Source organism: Nocardioides sp. (genome assembly GCF_047607365.1).
GTDB lineage: Bacteria > Actinomycetota > Actinomycetes > Propionibacteriales > Nocardioidaceae > Nocardioides.
In genome coordinates this window covers 1-18,235 of the sequence record NZ_JASGDD010000231.1, presented here as the reverse complement: position 1 = coordinate 18,235, position 18,235 = coordinate 1, and the positions used below count along the sequence as shown (strand labels likewise).

Genomic DNA, 18,235 nt, shown 5'->3' with positions numbered 1-18,235 from the left:
GGCCGGCGTGGGACTCCTGGGCGCCGGCGGCTGCCGGCGACTCGTCGTCGCGCGGCCGCTGGCTCGGCTCCACCGGCTCCTGGGTGGGGGCCGTGGTCGGGGAGGCCGAGGGCGCGTCGGCCGGATCCTGCTCGTCGACCTCCTCGGTGTAGTCGGGCACGGTCGCCGCACGGGCGGCTGGCGTCGGCTCGAACCGCACCCAGCCGGCGCCCTGGAAGTAGAGCTCGGGCCAGGCGTGCAGGTCGTGCGTGGAGTAGACCCAGGTGTCGGTCCCGGTGTGCTCGGGGCGCAGGAAGCCGACCGCCACCCGGGCCGGGATGCCCAGCGAGCGCGCCATCGCGGCCATCGCCGAGGCGAACTGCTGGCAGAAGCCGCGCCGCCCGTTCGCCTCGTCGGAGAGGAACGTCACCAGGTCGTCGACCCCGTTGCCGAGGTCGACGGAGGTGTCGTAGACGAACCCGCCGCCGCTGCGGAACCACCGCTGCAGGGCGACGGCCTTCGCGAACGGCGTACGGGCGGCCGCGGTGAGCTGCTCGGCCATCTCGGTGACCTCGTCGGGGAAGTCGGCGGGCAGGTCGACGAAGCGGGAGCCGACGACCGTGGAGGTGCCCATGTCGAGGAGCTGCTGCGACGTCAGGTCGAGCGTGGCGCCGGTCATCCGCCAGGTGGCGTTCCGCGTGCTGAGCCCGTCGTCGGCGGCCAGGAAGTCCATCGTGGTCGCGTCGTAGCGCCAGTCGCCGTCGGCGACGATGCTCGTGATCGGAGCCTGGGTCGGGAGCCACGTCGAGGTGAGTGCCCGGGTGGCGTGCACGCGGTAGTCGTAGGTCGTCCGCGGCAGCGCGTCGTCCACACCGGTGAGGGCCGGCATGGCCCCGGAGGCGGTGTGGGTGGACGGCACGCTGCGATCCCCCGGCGTCCACTGGCTGTCGCGGAACTGCGTGAGCACGGTGAGCCGGAGGTAGGACGGCGACGGGTCGTCGGTCGTCACCTCCAGCAGGTCCTCGTCGGCTCCCTGCGTCAGCTGGCCCTGCATGTCGACCATCGGGTTGGTGACGCTCAGGCCGCCGCCTCGGCCGGAGCCGCTGCCGAAGTCGAAGGTGTCGAACTCCTCGGCGTGCACCAGCATGGGTACGACGACCGCGGCCGCCACGGCCACGGCCCCGACCCCCAGCCCGGTGATCGCGAACCGCCGGGCGAATCCGCCACCCCAGCGCGCCAGCGTGGCGTGGTGCTGCAGCAGGAGCAGCAGGCACAGCCCGGCCGCCGGGGCCGCGACCTGCCACCACGGCGGCGTGACCGGCCCGTTCCAGAACGTCACCACCCAGATCCCGACGACCCCCACGCCCGCGAGCGCCGGCCGCCCCAGCCCGACGGCGAGCAGGTCGATGACCAGCAGGGCCAGCAGGGTCCCGGCGAGCAGCAGCGGCAGCACCCCGCCCGCGACCGGGGCCGGGGGGCGCACGTGCAGGGAGAGCTCGACCGCGTCGTGGAACTCCTGGACGAGCAGGCCCATCCGGCCGCCGACGGGGACCGGGCCTCCGCTGAGCTGCCAGCTGAGGGTGGCGAGCCCGGCGAGGAGCTGTGCGGTCAGCGTGAGCAGGGCACCGAGCCACACCCGGGCCAGGGCCCCGGTCACGACGACGACCGCCAGCAGCACCGCCGACCCCCGGATCCACGGCGCCTGGTCGAGGGCGAGCACCTGCCACGACAGCGTCGCCGTCCACGCGGTCAGCCCCGCCACGAGCGTGGCGACGGCGGACCGGCTCGAGCGGCGGACCAGCTCACCCACGGCTGCTCCCGAGGGCGACCCAGGCCGCCTCGAGGGCGTCGGAGCGGCCGAGCGTCGTCGTACGCCACCCGGCCTGGCGCAGGAGGGCGGCGGTGTCCTCGGCGTGGCTGGGTCGCTCGGCTCCCCACTGGCCGGCGTCGAGGACGAGGGCCAGGCCCATGCCGGACTGGATCCGGGCGCGCCGCAGGCCGTCGAGCCCCTCGGCCGTGCCGCCGCCGACGACGGCCACCGACAGGGCGGTCTGCTCGGCGAGGGCCCGCGGGTCGACGACGCGGGCGGGGGTGGGCTCGATCTCGGCCAGCGCTTCGAGGAGCGGGCCGCTCACGACCGCGCCCGGCACGAGGACCTGGGACGCCGAGACCAGTCGCACGGTGAAGCCCAGGCCGATCAGGTGGGCGCAGATCGAGGCGGTCGCCTCGACGGCGGTCTCGAAGGAGGAGGCGACGCCCGCCCCCCGATGGGTCGCCGCGCGGTGGTCGAGGATGACGGTGGCGCGGGCCTGCCACGGCTGCTCCTCGCGGCGCACCATGAGCTCGCCGACGCGCGCGGTGCTGCGCCAGTGCACCCGGCGGAGGTCGTCCCCGCGGCGGTAGTCGCGCACGGTGACGTCCTCCGCGCTGCCCGAGGAGAAGGTCCGCGGCCGCTGGTCGCCCGAGGCCGACATCGCCCCGCCGAGCCCGATCGTCGGCAGCGCGACCGTCGCCGGGGTGACCAGCAGGTCCGTCTCCCCACCGGCACTCCACCGGCGCTCCACCAGCCCGAACGGGTCGCCGCGCCGCACCGTCGTGGGGCCGATGGTGAAGCGCCCCCGGTGCGGAGGGCTGACCCGGTAGTCGTAGTGGCGGTGCTCCCGGCCCGTCGTCACGATCCGCGGCCGCGGGCCGAGGGCCCAGGGCAGCTGCTCCTCCCACTGGAGCACCGCCGGGGTGTCGGCCGAGACCTGCGCCCGCACCTGCACCGCCGAGCCCGCCGGCACCACCCCGCTCGCGAGGACCCGCGTCACCGAGGACGGGTCGGCCCTCCGGCCCGCGAGCGCGATCGCGAGCACCGGGAGGACGAGTCCGAGGACTCCTGCGCTCAGCAGGAGCGGCTGCGCGGAGAGCACCGCCGCGACGACGGCCACGAGGCCGCCCACCAGCAGCGCGCGGCCGCGGACGGTGAGCGAGGCGAGCATGGCGTCAGCCGCGGGGTACGGCGGTGGTCTCGATGATCCGGTCGAGCGCCTGCTCCGCGGTCCGGCCGGCCAGGGAGGCCTGCACCGTCGGCATCAGGCGGTGGGAGAGCACGGGCCGCGCCCAGGCGGCGATGTCGTCGGGGATGACGTAGTCGCGGCCCTGGAGGGAGGCGGCCGCCTTGGCGGCGCGGACGAGGTGGAGCGTCGCGCGCGGCGAGGCCCCGAGATCCAGGTCCGGATGGGTCCGGGTGGCGGACGTCAGGAGGACGGCGTACCGGCGGACGGCCTCGGAGACGTGGACGGCGGCGACCGTCGCGATGAGCGCGCGGACCTCCTGGACCGAGGTGACCGGCGTGAGGCTGTCGAGCGGGTTGGCCGCGGCGTGGTGGGCGAGCATCGCGAGCTCGGCCTCGACCGCCGGGTAGCCGATCGAGACGCGCGCCATGAAGCGGTCGCGCTGCGCCTCGGGAAGGGGGTAGGTGCCCTCCATCTCGACGGGGTTCTGGGTCGCGATCACCAGGAACGGCGCCTCGAGGGGGTAGGTGGTCGCGTCGACGGTGACCTGTCGCTCCTCGAGGCACTCCAGCAGCGCGGACTGGGTCTTGGGGGAGGCGCGGTTGATCTCGTCGCCGATGACGACGTGGGCGAAGACCCCGCCCGGGCGGAACTCGAACTCGCGGGTGTCCTGGTTGAAGATCGACACCCCGGTCACGTCCGAGGGCAGCAGGTCCGGCGTGAACTGGATGCGCCGCACGGTCCCGTCGATCGAGCGGGCGAGTGCCTTGGCGAGCTGGGTCTTGCCGACGCCGGGCACGTCCTCGATGAGCAGGTGGCCCTCGGCCAGGAGTACGACGAGCGCGGTCTCCACCACGTCCGGCTTGCCCTCGATGACCCGGCCGATGTTGGTGCGCAGGCGCTGTGCCACCGACGCGACGTCGGTGAGCGTGTCGAGTTCCGTCACGCCCGAACGCTACCGCGCGGCCGAAGGGCCAGGGCCGGATCCGGGCGTCGCGGGCCCGTGCGCCGGCGCGTGGTGGCGCGTGGTGAAAAAGGGGGGAATGGTGGTTGTGAGTGGGGGAAAGTGGGGTAGTGTGGGGCAAAGTGGAGGACGAGGCCACTGAGGTGGAGCCGAAGGGGGTGCCCAGATGTTCTTCATGGGCACCTACACCCCGAAGCTCGACGACAAGGGACGCCTCTTCCTCCCGGCGAGATTCAGGGATCGGCTGAGTGAGGGGGTCGTCGTGACGCAGGGTCAGGAGAACTGCCTGGTCGTGTGGCCCGAGGACGTCTTCATGGCCGAGGCGCAGCGCGCGCAGCAGACCCCGATGACCAATCGGGGCGCTCGCGACTACGCCCGCGTCCTGTTCGGCGGCGCCGAGCCGGGCGTGCCCGACAAGCAGGGCCGGATCGGCATCTCGCCGCTCCTGCGGGCCTATGCGGGCCTCGACAGGGACGTGGTCGTCCTCGGCGTCATGGACCGCGTCGAGATCTGGGACCCGAAGCGCTGGAGCGAGTACAACGCGGGCGCCCAGGCGAAGTTCGCCGAGCTGGACGAGGACAGCACCACCAACTGAACAGCGGCTCTTGCAGGGCGAGGTCTCAGACCCGACTCCACGAATCAGCGATCACTTCCCCGGTTGCTGATTCCTTCCCCGGAGGCGGGCATGAGACCTGGTCCTACAAGAGCCGCGACGCATTTCAAGCAAGGCGATGCAGGGTCGAGAGCAAGGGTCGAGGGCACGATCGAGATGGACGCGGGCGGTCAGGGCGCGGTGACGCGAGGCGGGGGAGACCCCCGGCACGTCCCCGTCCTCCTCGACCGGTGCGTCGAGCTCCTCGAGCCGGCGCTCGCCCACGAGGGCGCGGTGATGGTCGACTGCACGCTGGGCCTCGGCGGTCACAGCGAGGCGGTCCTCGAGCGGATCCCGACCACCAGCGTCATCGGCATCGATCGCGACCCGCACGCCCTCGCCCTCGCGGGGGAGCGGCTGGCGGCGTACGGGGCGCGGTTCACGGGCGTGCACGCCGTCTACGACGAGCTGCCCGAGGTGATAGCGGAGAGCCGCGACGGCGCCACCAGTGTGGACGCGATCCTGTTCGACCTCGGCGTCTCCTCGATGCAGCTCGACCTGCGCGAGCGCGGCTTCATGTACGCCGAGGACGCCCCGCTCGACATGCGGATGGACGACACCACCGGTCAGACGGCGGCCGACGTGCTCAACTCCTACGACGTCCCCGAGCTGACCCGCGTGCTGCGGGAGTACGGCGAGGAGCGGTTCGCGCCCAGGATCGCCCGGGCCATCGTCGCCCGCCGGGACAGCGCGCCGTGGACGACGAGCGGTCCGCTCGTGGAGCTGCTCTACGCCGTGATCCCCGCCCCCGCCCGGCGTACGGGGGGCCACCCCGCCAAGCGCACCTTCCAGGCCCTGCGCATGGAGGTCAACGACGAGCTCGGCGTCCTGCGCCGCGCCATCCCCGCCAGCCTCCGGGCGATCGCCGTGGGCGGCCGGGTGGTCGTCGAGTCCTATCACTCGCTCGAGGACCGGCTGGTCAAGCAGGCCTTCGCCCAGGCCTCCCGGCTCGACGTGCCGCCGGACCTGCCGTTCATCCCCGCCGGGATGGAGCCGGAGTTCCGGCTCGTCGTCCGCGGCGCCGAGCAGGCCGACGAGGCCGAGTCCGCCCACAATCCCCGCGCCGCCTCGGTCCGGCTGCGCGCGATCGAACGAGTCCGCCCCCCGTCCTCCTCTTCCCCGTCGCGAGGTGCCTGACATGTCCAACGCAACTGCCGCCGCACGCCGCCTTCCGTGGCTGGAGCCCGGTGCCCTCGAGCGCGCCCGGCTCCGTGTCGTCCCGCGTCGCCGGGTCCGCACCTCGGGGCTGCCCTTCGTGCTGCTCGTCAGCCTGATCCTCGTGGGCGGCGTCGTCGCGCTGCTCATGTTCAACACCTCGATGCAGGCCGCCTCCTTCACCCAGGCGCGGCTGGAGAAGCAGGCGACCACGCTCGCCGCCCGCCAGCAGGCGCTGGAGATGCAGCTCGAGGGCCTGCGCGACCCGCAGAACGTCGCCGCGGCCGCCGCGAAGCAGGGGATGGTCATCCCCGCGAGCGTCGCCATGCTCCAGGTCGACACCGGCAAGGTCCTCGGCTCCGCGGCAGCCGCCGACGGCACCTACACCCCGCCGCTGTGGGTGAAGGTCCGCAAGCCCACCTTCAACTAGCCGCATCCGAGACACGCGGTGCGGCAGCACGATTCGGCGCGAGCTTTCTAGGAGACTGACGAGGTGGCGATGAGGGGACGCGGGGCACCGCACGTACGGCTCCGGATCGGGTTCGTCGCCATCGCGATCGTGCTCTCGTTCTTCGCCGCGCGGCTGATCCAGCTGCAGGGCTTCGACCCGCACGCCTACGCCGCCGCGGCACGTGCCGCCGACCTGCAGACGGTCCTCCTGCCCGCGACCCGCGGCGACATCCTCGACCGCAACGGCGAGCCGCTCGCCGACTCCGTCGACGGCCTCATGGTGATCGCCGACCCGGAGCAGACTCGTGCGCAGGCGAAGCAGATCGCGAAGCTGCTCTCCAACAAGCTCGACATCGACTACTTCACGGCGCTCAAGGCGCTCAAGGGCAGCAAGTCGACCTCGCGCTACGAGTACGTCGCCCGGCGGGTGCCCGCGACCCTCGCCACCGAGGCGGTGCAGCAGGCGACCGAGCTCGGCTTCAAGGGGCTCACCACCGAGCGCGACCCGATCCGGGAGTATCCCGGCGGCGACCTCGCGGCCAACATCACCGGCTTCGTCGGCACCGACGAGTCGCTCGGCGGCCTCGAGCGCTCCTTCGACGAGACCCTCGCCGGCGAGGACGGATCGGCGACCTACGAGATGGCCGGGTCCACCCGCATCCCGCTCGGGGAGAGCTCGACCGTCAGCCCGACCAACGGCGCCGACCTCACCACCACGATCGACCGCGACGTGCAGTGGTACGTCGACAAGGTGCTCGCCGAGCAGGCCTCCTCGACCGGAGCGGACTCCGCGGTCGCCATCGCGATGGACAGCAAGACAGGGGAGATCCTCGCCCTCTCCGACTGGCCGACGTACGACGCCAACGACCCGAAGGCGGCGAAGAAGGAGGACCTCGGCGCCCGGTCGCTGTCCGACGTCTACGAGCCCGGCTCGGTGGAGAAGGTCCTGACCCTGTCGGCGCTGATCGATGCCGGCAAGGTCACCAACCGGACCAAGCTGACCGTGCCCAACTCGCTGTCGCGCCAGGACCGGGTCATCCACGACTGGTTCGACCACCCGACCAAGAAGTGGACGCTCGCCGGCGTCATCGCGCAGTCCTCCAACATCGGCACCGTCCTCGCCGCCGACAAGTTCGAGCAGGGTCAGCTGCGCGGCTACCTCGAGAAGTTCGGCCTCGGCCAGAAGACCGGCCTCGGGCTCTCCGGCGAGTCCGCCGGCATCCTGCCCTCCGGCTCCGCCTGGACCGACCAGGTCGAGGACCGCGTCGACTTCGGCCAGTCGGTCTCCGTCAACGCCGTCCAGATGGCCGCGGCCGTCAACACCATCGCCAACGGCGGCGTGCGGATCTCCCCGTCCCTGATCAAGGGCTCGGCGACCAACGACTCCGGGCAGAGCGTCGGCACCGACCACGCCACCAGCGAGCGGGTCGTGAGCCAGGAGGCCGCGACCCAGATGATGCAGATGATGGAGCGCGTCGTCGACCCCGCCACCGGCACCGCCAAGCTCGCCCAGGTCGCGGGCTACCGCGTCGCCGGCAAGACCGGCACCGCGCAGGAGGTCGGCAAGAACGGCACGTACGACGGCACCCTGGCCGTCTCCTTCGGCGGCTTCGCCCCCGCCGACGACCCCCGCTTCACCGTCTACGTCGTGATCAAGAACCCCAAGTCCAACAAGGGCGGCGGCACGAACGCCGGACCGGTCTTCTCCAAGATCATGACCTTCCTGCTCCGCCGCTACGGCGTCGCCCCCACCGGCACCAAGGCCTCCCACCTCCCGGTCGAGTGGGGCAAGGGCGCGCTCACCTACTAGCCTGCGCGCCATGCCTGTTCCTGACCGTGCCGCCGTCGCCGCGGCGCGGCCGCAGCGGCCGCCGCGGACCTCCGTGGGGGAGCTGGTGGGCGCCGGAATGCGCCTCGTCGGCGACCCGGGCGCGACCGTCACGGGCGTCTCGCTGAGCTCGCAGCGGGTGCTGCCGGGCGACCTCTACGCCGCGCTGCCGGGCGCACGCGTGCACGGCATCGAGTTCGCGCCGGACGCGATCGAGGCGGGCGCGGTGGCGGTCCTGACCGACGCCGTCGGGGCGGCGAGGATCACGTCCGGCTCCCCGCTGCCGGCGAGCGTCCCGGTCATCGTCGCCGACGACCCGCGCGGCGCGCTCGGCGCGCTGAGCGCGCGGGTCTACGGCGACCCGGCCGCCCGTCTGACGCTGATCGGCGTGACCGGAACCCAGGGCAAGACGACCACGACCCGGCTGCTGGAGGCGGGCCTCCAGAGGTCCGGTACGACGGCGGGCGCGATCGGCACGGTCGGCACCCGCATCGCCGGCCGCGACGTGAAGACCAGCCTCACCACGCCCGAGGCGCCGGACCTGCACGCGCTCTTCGCGCTGATGGCCGAGAACCGGGTGCAGGCCTGCGCGATGGAGGTCTCCAGCCACGCCCTGGTCCTCGGTCGCGTCGACGGCGTCGTCTTCGACGCCGCCGTGTTCCTCAACCTCGGCCGCGACCACCTCGACTTCCACGCTGGCGTCGAGGAGTACTACCTGGCCAAGGCCTCGCTCTTCACGCCCGAGCGGGCGAGGCGCGGCGTGGTCAACGTCGACGACGAGCACGGCCGCCGGCTCGCGAGCGAGGCGCGCATCCCGATCGCGACGATGACGACGCACCCCGAGGCCCGCGAGGCCGACTGGCAGGCGCACGACGTCGCGCTCGGGCCCGAGGGCTCGACGTTCACCGTGCTCGGCCCCCACGGCGAGCGGATCGAGGCGCGCTGCCCGCTGCCGGGCGACTTCAACGTGGCCAACACGCTGGCGGCCATCGCCGCGGCGGGGGAGGCGGGCCTCGACCCACGCCGGGTCGCGCAGGGGATCGCGACCAGCCGGGGCGTGCCCGGCCGGCTCGAGCGGGTCTCCGCGGGACCGGGCGACCAGGACCTCACCGTCGTCGTCGACTACGCCCACAAGCCCGACGCGGTCGAGGCCGCGATCCGGACGCTCCGCCCGCTCACCGACGGCCGGGTGATCGTCGTCCTCGGCGCCGGCGGCGACCGGGACCAGGGCAAGCGCCCGATCATGGGGGAGATCGCCGCCCGGCTGGCCGACCTCGTCATCGTGACCGACGACAACCCGCGCAGCGAGGAGCCGGCCGCGATCCGCGCGCAGGTGCTGGCCGGGGCCGCCCAGGCGGGAGGGGGGAGTGCCGACGTACGCGACATCGGGGACCGCAGCGCGGCCATCGCCACCGCCGTCGCCGAGGCGGCCGCCGGCGACATCGTGCTCATCGCCGGCAAGGGGCACGAGACGGGCCAGGAGATCGCGGGGGAGATCCATCCGTTCGACGACCGCGACGTGGCCCGCGAGGCCCTGCGACAGCGAGCCGCCGACGCCCACGCGCCCGGAACTGACAAGATGGACCCGCTATGAGAGCGATCCTCCTGGGCGGCGGCCTCGCGCTGCTGATCTCCCTTCTCGGGACCCGCATCGCCATCGCGCAGTTCACCAAGCTCGGCTACGGGCAGGAGATCCGCGAGGACGGCCCCACCACCCACCTGTCCAAGCGCGGGACGCCGACGATGGGCGGCGTGGTCATCGTGCTCGCGACCCTCGTCGGGTACGGCGTCGCGCGACTCGCCACGGGCATCGCCCCGAGCGCCAGCGCCTGGCTGCTGCTGTTCCTCTTCGTCGGCACCGCGCTCGTGGGATTCCTCGACGACTTCATCAAGATCTTCCGGCAGCGCAGCCTCGGCCTGCGCTCCCGCGCCAAGTTCATCGGCCAGACGGTGGTGGCGGTCGTCTTCGGCGTGCTCGCGCTGTGGAGCAGGTTCAACGACAACCGCGACCGCGGTCCCGCGAGCCACCAGATCTCCTTCCTCCGCGACTGGGGCTGGACGCTGCCGACGGTCGTGGTGATCGCGCTCATCTGGCTGCTGGTCACCGGGTTCAGCAACGCGGTCAATCTCACCGACGGCCTCGACGGGCTCGCGACCGGCGCCAGCGGACTGGTCTTCGCCGCCTACACGATCGTCGCGATCTGGCAGTCCAACCAGTCCTGCGGCGCCACGGTCAACGCCCGCTGCTATCTCGTCCGCGACCCGCTCGACCTCGCCGTCATCGCCGCCTGCATCACCGGCGCCTGCGTCGGCTTCCTGTGGTGGAACGCCAGCCCCGCCCGGATCTTCATGGGCGACACCGGCTCGCTGGCGCTCGGCGCGGCCCTGGCCGGCTTCGCCGTGCTGAGCCGCACCGAGCTCCTGCTCGTCCTGCTCGGCGGCCTCTTCGTCATCGAGACCCTCTCGGTCATGCTCCAGGTCGGCTGGTTCAAGGCGACCAAGCGCAACGGCCGGCCGGGCAGGCGGCTCTTCCGGATGGCTCCCATCCACCACCACTTCGAGATGCTCGGCTGGGAGCAGGTGACCGTCGTGATCCGGTTCTGGATCATCACGGGCCTGTGCGTCGCCGCCGGCGTCGGGATCTTCTACGCCGAGTGGGTGGCCGGCAACTGATGGGACGCTGATGAGCCCCGAGAGCCTCGGTCGGCACGACTCCTGGGAGGGCGTGCGCGCCGTGGTGGCGGGCTTCGGCGTCTCCGGGGCGGCCGCGGCCGACAACCTCCTCTTCCTCGGCGCCGAGGTCACCGCGCTCGACGAGAGGGCAGGCGAGGCCGGCGGCGCCGACCGGGCCGAGCGCGCCGGCCTGCTCGAGCAGCTGGGCGCGACGATCCGGCTGGAGCCCGGCGCGACCCAGCAGCTGCCGGACGACGTCGACGTCGTCGTCACCAGCCCCGGCTGGCGACCCGGCTCGCCGCTCCTCGCCCAGGCGCGGCAGCGAGGCATCCCGATCTGGGGCGAGGTCGAGCTGGCCTGGCGGCTGCGCGACCCCGGCCCCGAGGGCCGGCCGGCGCCCTGGCTGGCGATCACGGGCACCAACGGCAAGACCACGACGACCGAGATGCTCGACGCCATCCTGCGCACGGCGGGCCTGCGCAGCGCGGCGGTCGGCAACGTCGGGCGGCCCCTCGTCGAGGCGGTGATGGACCCGACGCCCCACGACGTGTTCGCGGTCGAGCTCTCCAGCTTCCAGCTCCACTACACCCACTCGATGCGCGCCGAGTCGGCCGCGGTGCTCAACCTCGCCGAGGACCACCTGGACTGGTACGACGGCGCGGACGGCACCCCCTCCGGCATGGTCGGCTACGCGGCGGACAAGGGCCGGATCTACGAGGGCGTCCGCGCCGCGTGCGTCTACAACGTGGCCGATCCGGCGACCCGCCTCCTGGTCGAGGAGGCCGAGGTCGCCGAGGGCGCCCGGGGCATCGGCTTCACCCTGGGCATGCCCGGTGTCGGGATGCTCGGCGTGGTCGAGGACATCCTCGTCGACCGGGCCTTCATCGAGGAGCGCCAGTCGAGCGCGGCCGAGCTCTGCACGGTCGCCGACCTGGCCTCGGACGCCCCCCACTTCGTCGCCAACGCGCTGGCCGCGGCGGCCCTGGCGCGCGCACACGGCATCAGCCAGGCGGCGGTCCGCGACGGCCTGCGCGCCTTCCGCCCCGGGGGGCACCGGATCGAGGTCGTCGCCGAGCACCAGGGCCTCACCTGGGTCGACGACTCGAAGGCCACCAACCCGCACGCCGCGAAGTCCAGCCTGCTCGCCTACGACCCGGTCGTGTGGGTGGCCGGCGGGCTCGCGAAGGGCGCGCGCTTCGACGATCTCGTCCTCGCGGTCCGGGACCGGCTGCGGGCCGTCGTGCTCACGGGGGCGGACCGCGGAGTCATCGCCGACGCCCTCGCGCGACACGCGCCCGACGTCCCGGTGGTCGAGGCCGGCACCGGCGGGACCGGTGTGCCGGTGATGCGGGCGGTCGTCGAGGCCGCCGCCCGGTTCGCGCAGCCCGGTGACACCGTGCTGCTCGCCCCGGGATGTGCCTCGATGGACCAGTTCCGCGACTACGCAGCCCGGGGCGAGGCCTTCGCCCAGGCGGTGCGGGAGCACATCGAACGGCAGTAGCGGGGGTCAGCGAGCCTCTCCGCCCACGATGACGTCGTGCCTCAGATCCGCCGACCGCGGTGCGTCGTCGGCGAGGGCGGCCCACAGCTGGTTGGGCGACACGCAGCCGAGGTCCCCGACGTCGTGGCTGTGACCCGTGAGACTGATGGGACGACGCCGCGAGCGACGGCGAGCCAGAGGCAGGGGGACGAGCGGGTGACGACGGCGAGCACCGACGAGACCGCGATCCGCCCGCCGCTGCGCCTGAGGGGCGGCCTCAAGCGGCTGCCATGGGTGCGGGCGCTCGCCGAGGCCATGGACCGGCCGCTGACCAACTACTACCTGCTGCTGGTCGCCAGCGCCCTGCTGCTCACGATCGGCCTGATCATGGTGCTCAGCGCCTCGAGCGTCTCCAGCTTCAAGCACAGCGGCAACTCCTACGCGGTGGTCGAGCGGCAGCTGATGTGGGTCGCCCTCGGGCTGCCCGCCGCGTTCCTCGCGAGCAGGCTGCCGATCAAGGTCGTCCGCGGCTTCGCCTATCCGGCCTTCACCGTCTCGCTCGTCCTGCTCGGCCTCACGATCAAGGCCGGCCACGAGGTCAACGGCAACCAGAACTGGCTCGGCATCGGGCCGTTCCAGATCCAGCCCTCGGAGATCGCGAAGCTCGCGATCGTGATCTGGGCGGCCAACATCTTCGCCAACAAGGAGCGCCGGCTGCACTCCCAGCAGCAGATGCTGATCCCGTTCCTGCCGGGGATGCTGCTCGCCTTCGGGCTGGTCATGGCGGGCAACGACCTCGGCACCGGCCTGGTCTTCGCGGCCATCGCCGGCGGCCTGCTCTGGGTCGTGGGACTGCCGCTGCGGACCTTCGGCCTCTTCGCCCTCCTCGGTGGCGTCGGCGTCGGCGCCCTGGCCGTGGTGAGCCCGACCCGCGTCGCACGACTGGCCAACTTCGGCGACCCCTTCAAGGACTTCCACGGCACCGGCTGGCAGCAGGGCCACGGGCTCTACGCGCTCAGCTCCGGCGGCTGGTTCGGCGAGGGCATCGGCGCGTCGCAGCAGAAGTGGGGCAGCCTCCCCGAGGCCTACACCGACTTCATCTACGCCGTGCTCGGCGAGGAGCTCGGCCTGATCGGCACCCTGCTGGTCATCGGCCTCTTCCTCACCATCGCCTTCGCCGCCGTGCGGGTCGCGCGCCGCACCGAGGACCCGTTCGTCCGCTACGTCACCTTCGGCGTCGTGGTGTGGCTGATCGGCCAGATGATCATCAACATTGGCATGGTGCTGGCGGTCCTGCCGGTGATCGGCATCCCCCTGCCCCTCGTCTCCTACGGCGGCTCCGCGCTCGTTCCCTCGCTCGTCGCCCTCGGCCTGGTCATCGGCTTCGCGCGCCGCGAGCCCGAGGCGGCGCGAGCCCTCGCCGCACGCCGCAAGCAGCGCTCCGCCGGCCTCTCCGTCACTCGCTGACGGCTCCGCCATCGATAGGGTCGCACTGATGAAGGTCCTCCTCGCCGGCGGCGGCACCGCCGGCCACACCTCGCCCCTGCTCGCCACCGCGGACGCGCTGCGGCGGCTGGCGCCCGACGCCGAGATCACCTGCCTCGGCACCGCACGCGGCCTGGAGACCCGGGTCGTTCCCGAGGCCGGCTACCCGCTCGAGCTGATCCCTCCGGTCCCGCTGCCGCGCCGGCTCACCGCCGAGCTGTTCCGGGTGCCGGCCAACCTGCGCGGCGCGGTCAGGGCGGCGGGCGAGGTGATCGACCGGATCGGCCCCGACGTGGTCGTCGGCTACGGCGGCTACGTCAGCCTCCCGGCGTACCTCGCGGCGAGGCGGCGACGCCTCCCGATCGTCATCCACGAGCAGAACGCCCTGCCCGGACTGGCCAACAAGGTCGGCGCGCGGGTCGCCGGCCGGCGGGGCCGGGTCGCGGTGAGCTTCCCCGACACCCCCCTCCCGCGGGCGGAGTACGTCGGCCTGCCCATCCGCCGGATGATCTCCACCCTCGACCGCGCGGCTCTGCGGGACCAGGCCCGCGCGCACTTCGGCCTCGACCCCGAGCGCCCCACGCTGGTCGTCACGGGCGGCTCGCAGGGCGCCCGCAGGCTCAACGAGTCCGTCCTCGGCGCCTGGCCGGCGCTGCGCGACGCCGGGGTCCAGGTGCTGCACGTCATCGGCCCGAAGAACGACCTGGACTCGCCCGGCGAGGGCTACCACGTCGAGCACTACGTCGACCGGATGGACCTCGCGCTCGCCGCCGCGGACCTCATGGTCTGCCGCGCCGGGGCGTCGAGTGTCGTCGAGGCCGCGGCGGTCGGCGTGCCCGCGGTCTTCGTGCCGCTGCCGCACGGCAACGGCGAGCAGGAGCTCAACGCGCGGCCGGTCGTCGAGGCCGGGGGAGCGCTGCTCGTCTCCGACGCCGCCTTCACCCCCGAGTGGATCGCCGCGACCGTCCCCGCCCTGGCCGGCGACTCCGCCCGGCTCGCGGCCATGGGCGCGATGGCCTCGGCGCTCGTCCCGGCCGACGCCGACGAGAAGCTCGCCCGGATCATCCTCGACGCGGGCCGAAGCGGCTCATGAGGATCCCCGTCCCGGACCCGATCCCCGCAGCCGAGGAGCTCGGCCACGTCCACTTTGTCGGCATCGGCGGAGCCGGGCTCTCGGCGATCGCGCGGATCATGCTCGCCCGCGGGATCGCCGTCTCCGGCAGCGACGGCGCCGACTCCGACGTGCTCGACAAGCTGCGCGAGCTCGGGGCGACGGTCCACGTCGGCCACGACCCGTCCCATGTCGAGGGCGCCGACACGCTCGTCGTCTCCACCGCCGTGCGGGAGGACAACGTCGAGGTGGTCGGCGCCCAGGAGGCGGGGCTCACGCTGCTGCCACGCAGTGCCGGGCTCGGCAGCGTCATGCGGGGCAAGCGGGTACTCGCCGTCGCCGGCACCCACGGCAAGACGACCACGACCAGCCTGCTGACCGTCGCGCTCCAGGCGGCGGGCGCGGACCCGACGTACGCGATCGGGGGCGAGCTCACCGCCACCGGCACCAACGCCGCGGCGGGAGGCGGCGACCTCTTCGTCGCCGAGGCCGACGAGTCCGACGGCGCCTTCCTCGTCTACCGCCCGTACGCCGCGATCATCACCAACGTCGAGGCCGACCACCTCGACACCTGGGGGACCGAGGCCGCCTACCGCGACGCGTTCGCCAGCTTCCTCGACCGGATCGACACCGACGGCATCGTCGTCGCGATCGCCGATGACCCCGGCGCCGCGGCGCTCCGCGAGCTGACCACCCGCCTCGGCCCGGCCTACGTCGGCGTCGGCACGTCCGACGAGGCCGACGTGCGCGCCACCGACATCGTGCTCGAAGGGTCGACCTCCGCCTTCACCGTCATCGACCGGGGCGCCGAGCTCGGCCGGGTCACGCTGCGGATCCCGGGGCGGCACTACGTCCTCGACGCCCTCGCCGCGCTCACCCTCGGGCTCCGGCTCGGCTACGCCTTCGACGACCTCCGCCGCGGCCTGGAGTCGTTCGGCGGCACCCGCCGGCGGATGGAGCTCAAGGGCGAGGCCGGTGGCATCCGCGTCTACGACTCCTACGCCCACCACCCCTCCGAGATCGCCGGCGACCTCGAGGCCGCCCGCTCGCTCGCCGGCGAGGGTCGCGTCGTCGTGGCCTTCCAGCCGCACCTGGTCTCCCGCACCCGCATCTTCGGGCCCGAGATGGGCCGGGCCCTCGGCGCCGCCGACGAGGTCGTCGTCCTCGACATCTACCTCGCGCGCGAGGACCCCGACCCCGACGTCACCGCGGCCCTCGTCGTCGAGGCCGTCCCGCTCCCGCCCGACCGGGTCGCCGCCGTACGCGGTCTCGAGGACGCCGCCGCCGAGCTCGTACGCCGGGCCCGACCCGGCGACCTCGTCCTCACCCTCGGCGCCGGCACCGTCACCGGAGTCGGCCCGCTCGTGCTGGCCTCGCTGCGAGGCGGTGCGTGACCATGCGTCCGGGGCTGCTGCGCCGACGACGCGACAAGGCCGAGCGGCAGGCGCGTCGCACCCAGCGCCGCTTCGCCCGTCGCCAGTGGCGCCGGCGCTGGCTGAAGTGGAAGCCGATCCTCGCCGTCGTCGTCGTGCTCGCGCTGGTCGGCACGGGGGTGTGGCTGCTGTGGTTCTCCTCCGTGCTCGCCGTGAAGACGGTCGTCGTGCAGGGCGCGACGACCGTGACCGAGGCGAAGGTGCGCCGCGTCGCGGGCATCGAGACCGGCACGCCCCTGGTGTCGGTCAAGATCGGGCGCGCCCACGACCGCGTGGCCGCACTCGCCGGCGTCGAGTCGGTCGAGGTGTCGCGGCGCTGGCCCGACCAGGTGGTCATCGACATCACGCCCCGTACCGCCATCGCGGTCATCGACATCGGCGGCAAGCTCCGCTCGCTGGACAAGGACGGCGTCGTCTTCGGCTCCTACAAGAAGGCGCCCGGCGACCTCCCGCTGGTCGAGACGCCCGCCGGCACCGACCAGCGGGCGCTCCGCGAGGCCGCGAGCGTCGTCGCCGCGCTGCCGCCCGAGATCGCCAAGATCACCGACCACGTCGAGGTCCGCACCGTCGACGAGATCTCCCTGGCCCTCACCAAGGGCCGCACCGTGCAGTGGGGGAGCTCCGCCGACTCCGCCCAGAAGGCCCAGGTGCTCCTCGCCCTCCTCGACCACCCCGCGAGCGTCTACGACGTCTCCGTCCCGGGACAGCCGACCACCAAATAGCCGAGTGGGGCCTTTCCTCACGCCGAGTGGGGGATTGCCTGACATCGGTTCGCGACGCGCCTGCGTGTCGGCGCCGATCCGCGGCCCGCGCTGCCTACTGTCTTCACCAACAGCAGGTTGACATAACTATAACCCTCAGGATGAGGGTAACGGTTGAGACAGCCGCACGGCAGGCATCAGCAACACGACAGTCACAGACATCCAGACGAACGGGGCGGATCCGTGGGAGCAGCACAGAACTACCTGGCGATCATCAAGGTCGTCGGCATCGGGGGAGGCGGCGTCAACGCCGTCAACCGCATGATCGAGGTCGGGCTCAAGGGCGTGGAGTTCATTGCCATCAACACCGACGCGCAGGCGCTCCTCATGAGCGACGCCGACGTCAAGCTCGACATCGGCCGCGAGCTGACCCGCGGCCTCGGCGCGGGCGCCAACCCCGAGGTCGGCAAGAAGGCCGCCGAGGACCACGCGGAGGAGATCGAGGAGGTGCTCAAGGGCGCCGACATGGTCTTCGTCACCGCGGGCGAGGGCGGCGGCACCGGCACCGGCGGCGCGCCCGTCGTGGCCAAGCTCGCCCGCAGCCTCGGCGCGCTCACCATCGGCGTCGTGACCCGCCCCTTCGCCTTCGAGGGCAAGCGCCGCTCGAAGTCGGCCGAGGACGGCATCGACAACCTCCGCGCCGAGGTCGACACCCTCATCGTCATCCCCAACGACCGGCTGCTGTCGATCTCCGACCGCAACGTGAGCGTGATGGACGCCTTCCGCCAGGCCGACCAGGTGCTCCTCCAGGGCGTCGCGGGCATCACCGACCTGATCACCACCCCGGGCCTGATCAACCTCGACTTCGCCGACGTGAAGTCCGTGATGTCCAACGCCGGCTCGGCGATCATGGGCATCGGCTCCGCCCGCGGCGAGGACCGCACGGTCGTCGCCGCCCAGGCCGCCGTCTCCTCGCCGCTGCTCGAGGAGAGCATCGACGGTGCCCACGGCGTGCTGCTCTCCATCTCGGGCGGCTCGGACCTCGGCCTCATGGAGATCAACGAGGCCGCCGGCCTGGTCGCCGAGGCCGTCCACCCCGACGCCAACATCATCTTCGGCGCCACCATCGACGACGCCCTCGGCGACGAGGTCCGCGTGACCGTCATCGCCGCCGGCTTCGACGGCGGCGAGCCGAAGAAGATCGGCGAGGGCACCGCGATGCGGCGTCCCACCCAGACGCAGGAGGAGACCCGCAACGCGGTCGCCGCCGGGGCCGCCGCCCGCCAGGTGGCGCCGGGGCACGAGCCGGCGCCGGCGTACGCTCC

General features: G+C 73.1%; 15 protein-coding genes. 12 read left to right on the top strand and 3 right to left on the bottom strand.

Annotation, left to right across the window (positions count from 1 at the left end; translation table 11 throughout):
• From QM572_RS18340 to QM572_RS18330, 3 genes are all read right to left on the bottom strand, one after another.
• Positions 1-1,789, bottom strand: a 1,789-nt coding sequence (locus QM572_RS18340; RefSeq protein WP_415095418.1) for a transglutaminase-like domain-containing protein, incomplete at its 3' end; no start/stop codon positions are given.
• Positions 1,782-2,963, bottom strand: a complete 1,182-nt coding sequence (locus QM572_RS18335) for a DUF58 domain-containing protein (RefSeq protein WP_415095417.1) — start codon at positions 2,961-2,963, stop codon at positions 1,782-1,784. The genes QM572_RS18340 and QM572_RS18335, both read right to left, overlap by 8 nt.
• A gap of 4 nt (positions 2,964-2,967) precedes the next feature.
• Entirely contained in the window at positions 2,968-3,924 is a 957-nt protein-coding gene (locus tag QM572_RS18330; RefSeq protein ID WP_415095416.1) for an AAA family ATPase, read from the bottom strand.
• Between the two features lie 184 nt (positions 3,925-4,108).
• On the opposite strand from QM572_RS18330, the gene mraZ reads away from it, so the two are divergent.
• From mraZ to ftsZ, 12 genes are all read left to right on the top strand, one after another.
• Positions 4,109-4,537 (top strand): division/cell wall cluster transcriptional repressor MraZ, encoded by a 429-nt coding sequence (gene mraZ, locus QM572_RS18325; protein ID WP_415095415.1) that lies wholly within the window; start codon positions 4,109-4,111, stop codon positions 4,535-4,537.
• 174 nt (positions 4,538-4,711) lie between these two features.
• Positions 4,712-5,731, top strand: a complete 1,020-nt coding sequence (gene rsmH / locus QM572_RS18320) for a 16S rRNA (cytosine(1402)-N(4))-methyltransferase RsmH (protein ID WP_415095414.1) — start codon at positions 4,712-4,714, stop codon at positions 5,729-5,731.
• A 1-nt stretch (position 5,732) separates the two neighbouring features.
• Positions 5,733-6,179, top strand: coding sequence for a hypothetical protein (locus tag QM572_RS18315; protein WP_415095413.1), 447 nt, complete (start codon positions 5,733-5,735; stop codon positions 6,177-6,179).
• A gap of 69 nt (positions 6,180-6,248) precedes the next feature.
• Positions 6,249-8,009, top strand: coding sequence for a peptidoglycan D,D-transpeptidase FtsI family protein (locus tag QM572_RS18310; RefSeq protein ID WP_415095412.1), 1,761 nt, complete (start codon positions 6,249-6,251; stop codon positions 8,007-8,009).
• Positions 8,010-8,019: 10 nt separating this feature from the next.
• Positions 8,020-9,621 (top strand): UDP-N-acetylmuramoyl-L-alanyl-D-glutamate--2,6-diaminopimelate ligase, encoded by a 1,602-nt coding sequence (locus QM572_RS18305; RefSeq protein WP_415095411.1) that lies wholly within the window; start codon positions 8,020-8,022, stop codon positions 9,619-9,621.
• Entirely contained in the window at positions 9,618-10,700 is a 1,083-nt protein-coding gene (gene mraY / locus QM572_RS18300) for a phospho-N-acetylmuramoyl-pentapeptide-transferase (RefSeq protein ID WP_415095410.1), read from the top strand. The genes QM572_RS18305 and mraY overlap by 4 nt, the downstream gene beginning before the upstream one ends.
• A 10-nt stretch (positions 10,701-10,710) precedes the next feature.
• Positions 10,711-12,201 (top strand): UDP-N-acetylmuramoyl-L-alanine--D-glutamate ligase, encoded by a 1,491-nt coding sequence (murD, locus tag QM572_RS18295; protein WP_415095409.1) that lies wholly within the window; start codon positions 10,711-10,713, stop codon positions 12,199-12,201.
• 195 nt (positions 12,202-12,396) lie between these two features.
• On the top strand, positions 12,397-13,647 hold the full coding sequence (ftsW, locus tag QM572_RS18290) for a putative lipid II flippase FtsW (RefSeq protein ID WP_415095408.1): 1,251 nt from the start codon (positions 12,397-12,399) through the stop codon (positions 13,645-13,647).
• 28 nt (positions 13,648-13,675) lie between these two features.
• Positions 13,676-14,758 carry an undecaprenyldiphospho-muramoylpentapeptide beta-N-acetylglucosaminyltransferase gene (gene murG, locus QM572_RS18285; protein WP_415095407.1) on the top strand — a complete coding sequence of 361 codons (1,083 nt, stop codon included), beginning with the start codon at positions 13,676-13,678 and terminating at the stop codon, positions 14,756-14,758.
• Entirely contained in the window at positions 14,755-16,170 is a 1,416-nt protein-coding gene (gene murC, locus QM572_RS18280; RefSeq protein ID WP_415095406.1) for a UDP-N-acetylmuramate--L-alanine ligase, read from the top strand. The genes murG and murC overlap by 4 nt, the downstream gene beginning before the upstream one ends.
• A gap of 2 nt (positions 16,171-16,172) precedes the next feature.
• On the top strand, positions 16,173-16,931 hold the full coding sequence (locus QM572_RS18275; protein ID WP_415095419.1) for a cell division protein FtsQ/DivIB: 759 nt from the start codon (positions 16,173-16,175) through the stop codon (positions 16,929-16,931).
• A gap of 222 nt (positions 16,932-17,153) precedes the next feature.
• Positions 17,154-18,235: cell division protein FtsZ (gene ftsZ / locus QM572_RS18270; RefSeq protein ID WP_415095405.1), on the top strand; the 1,082-nt coding region annotated here is incomplete at its 3' end.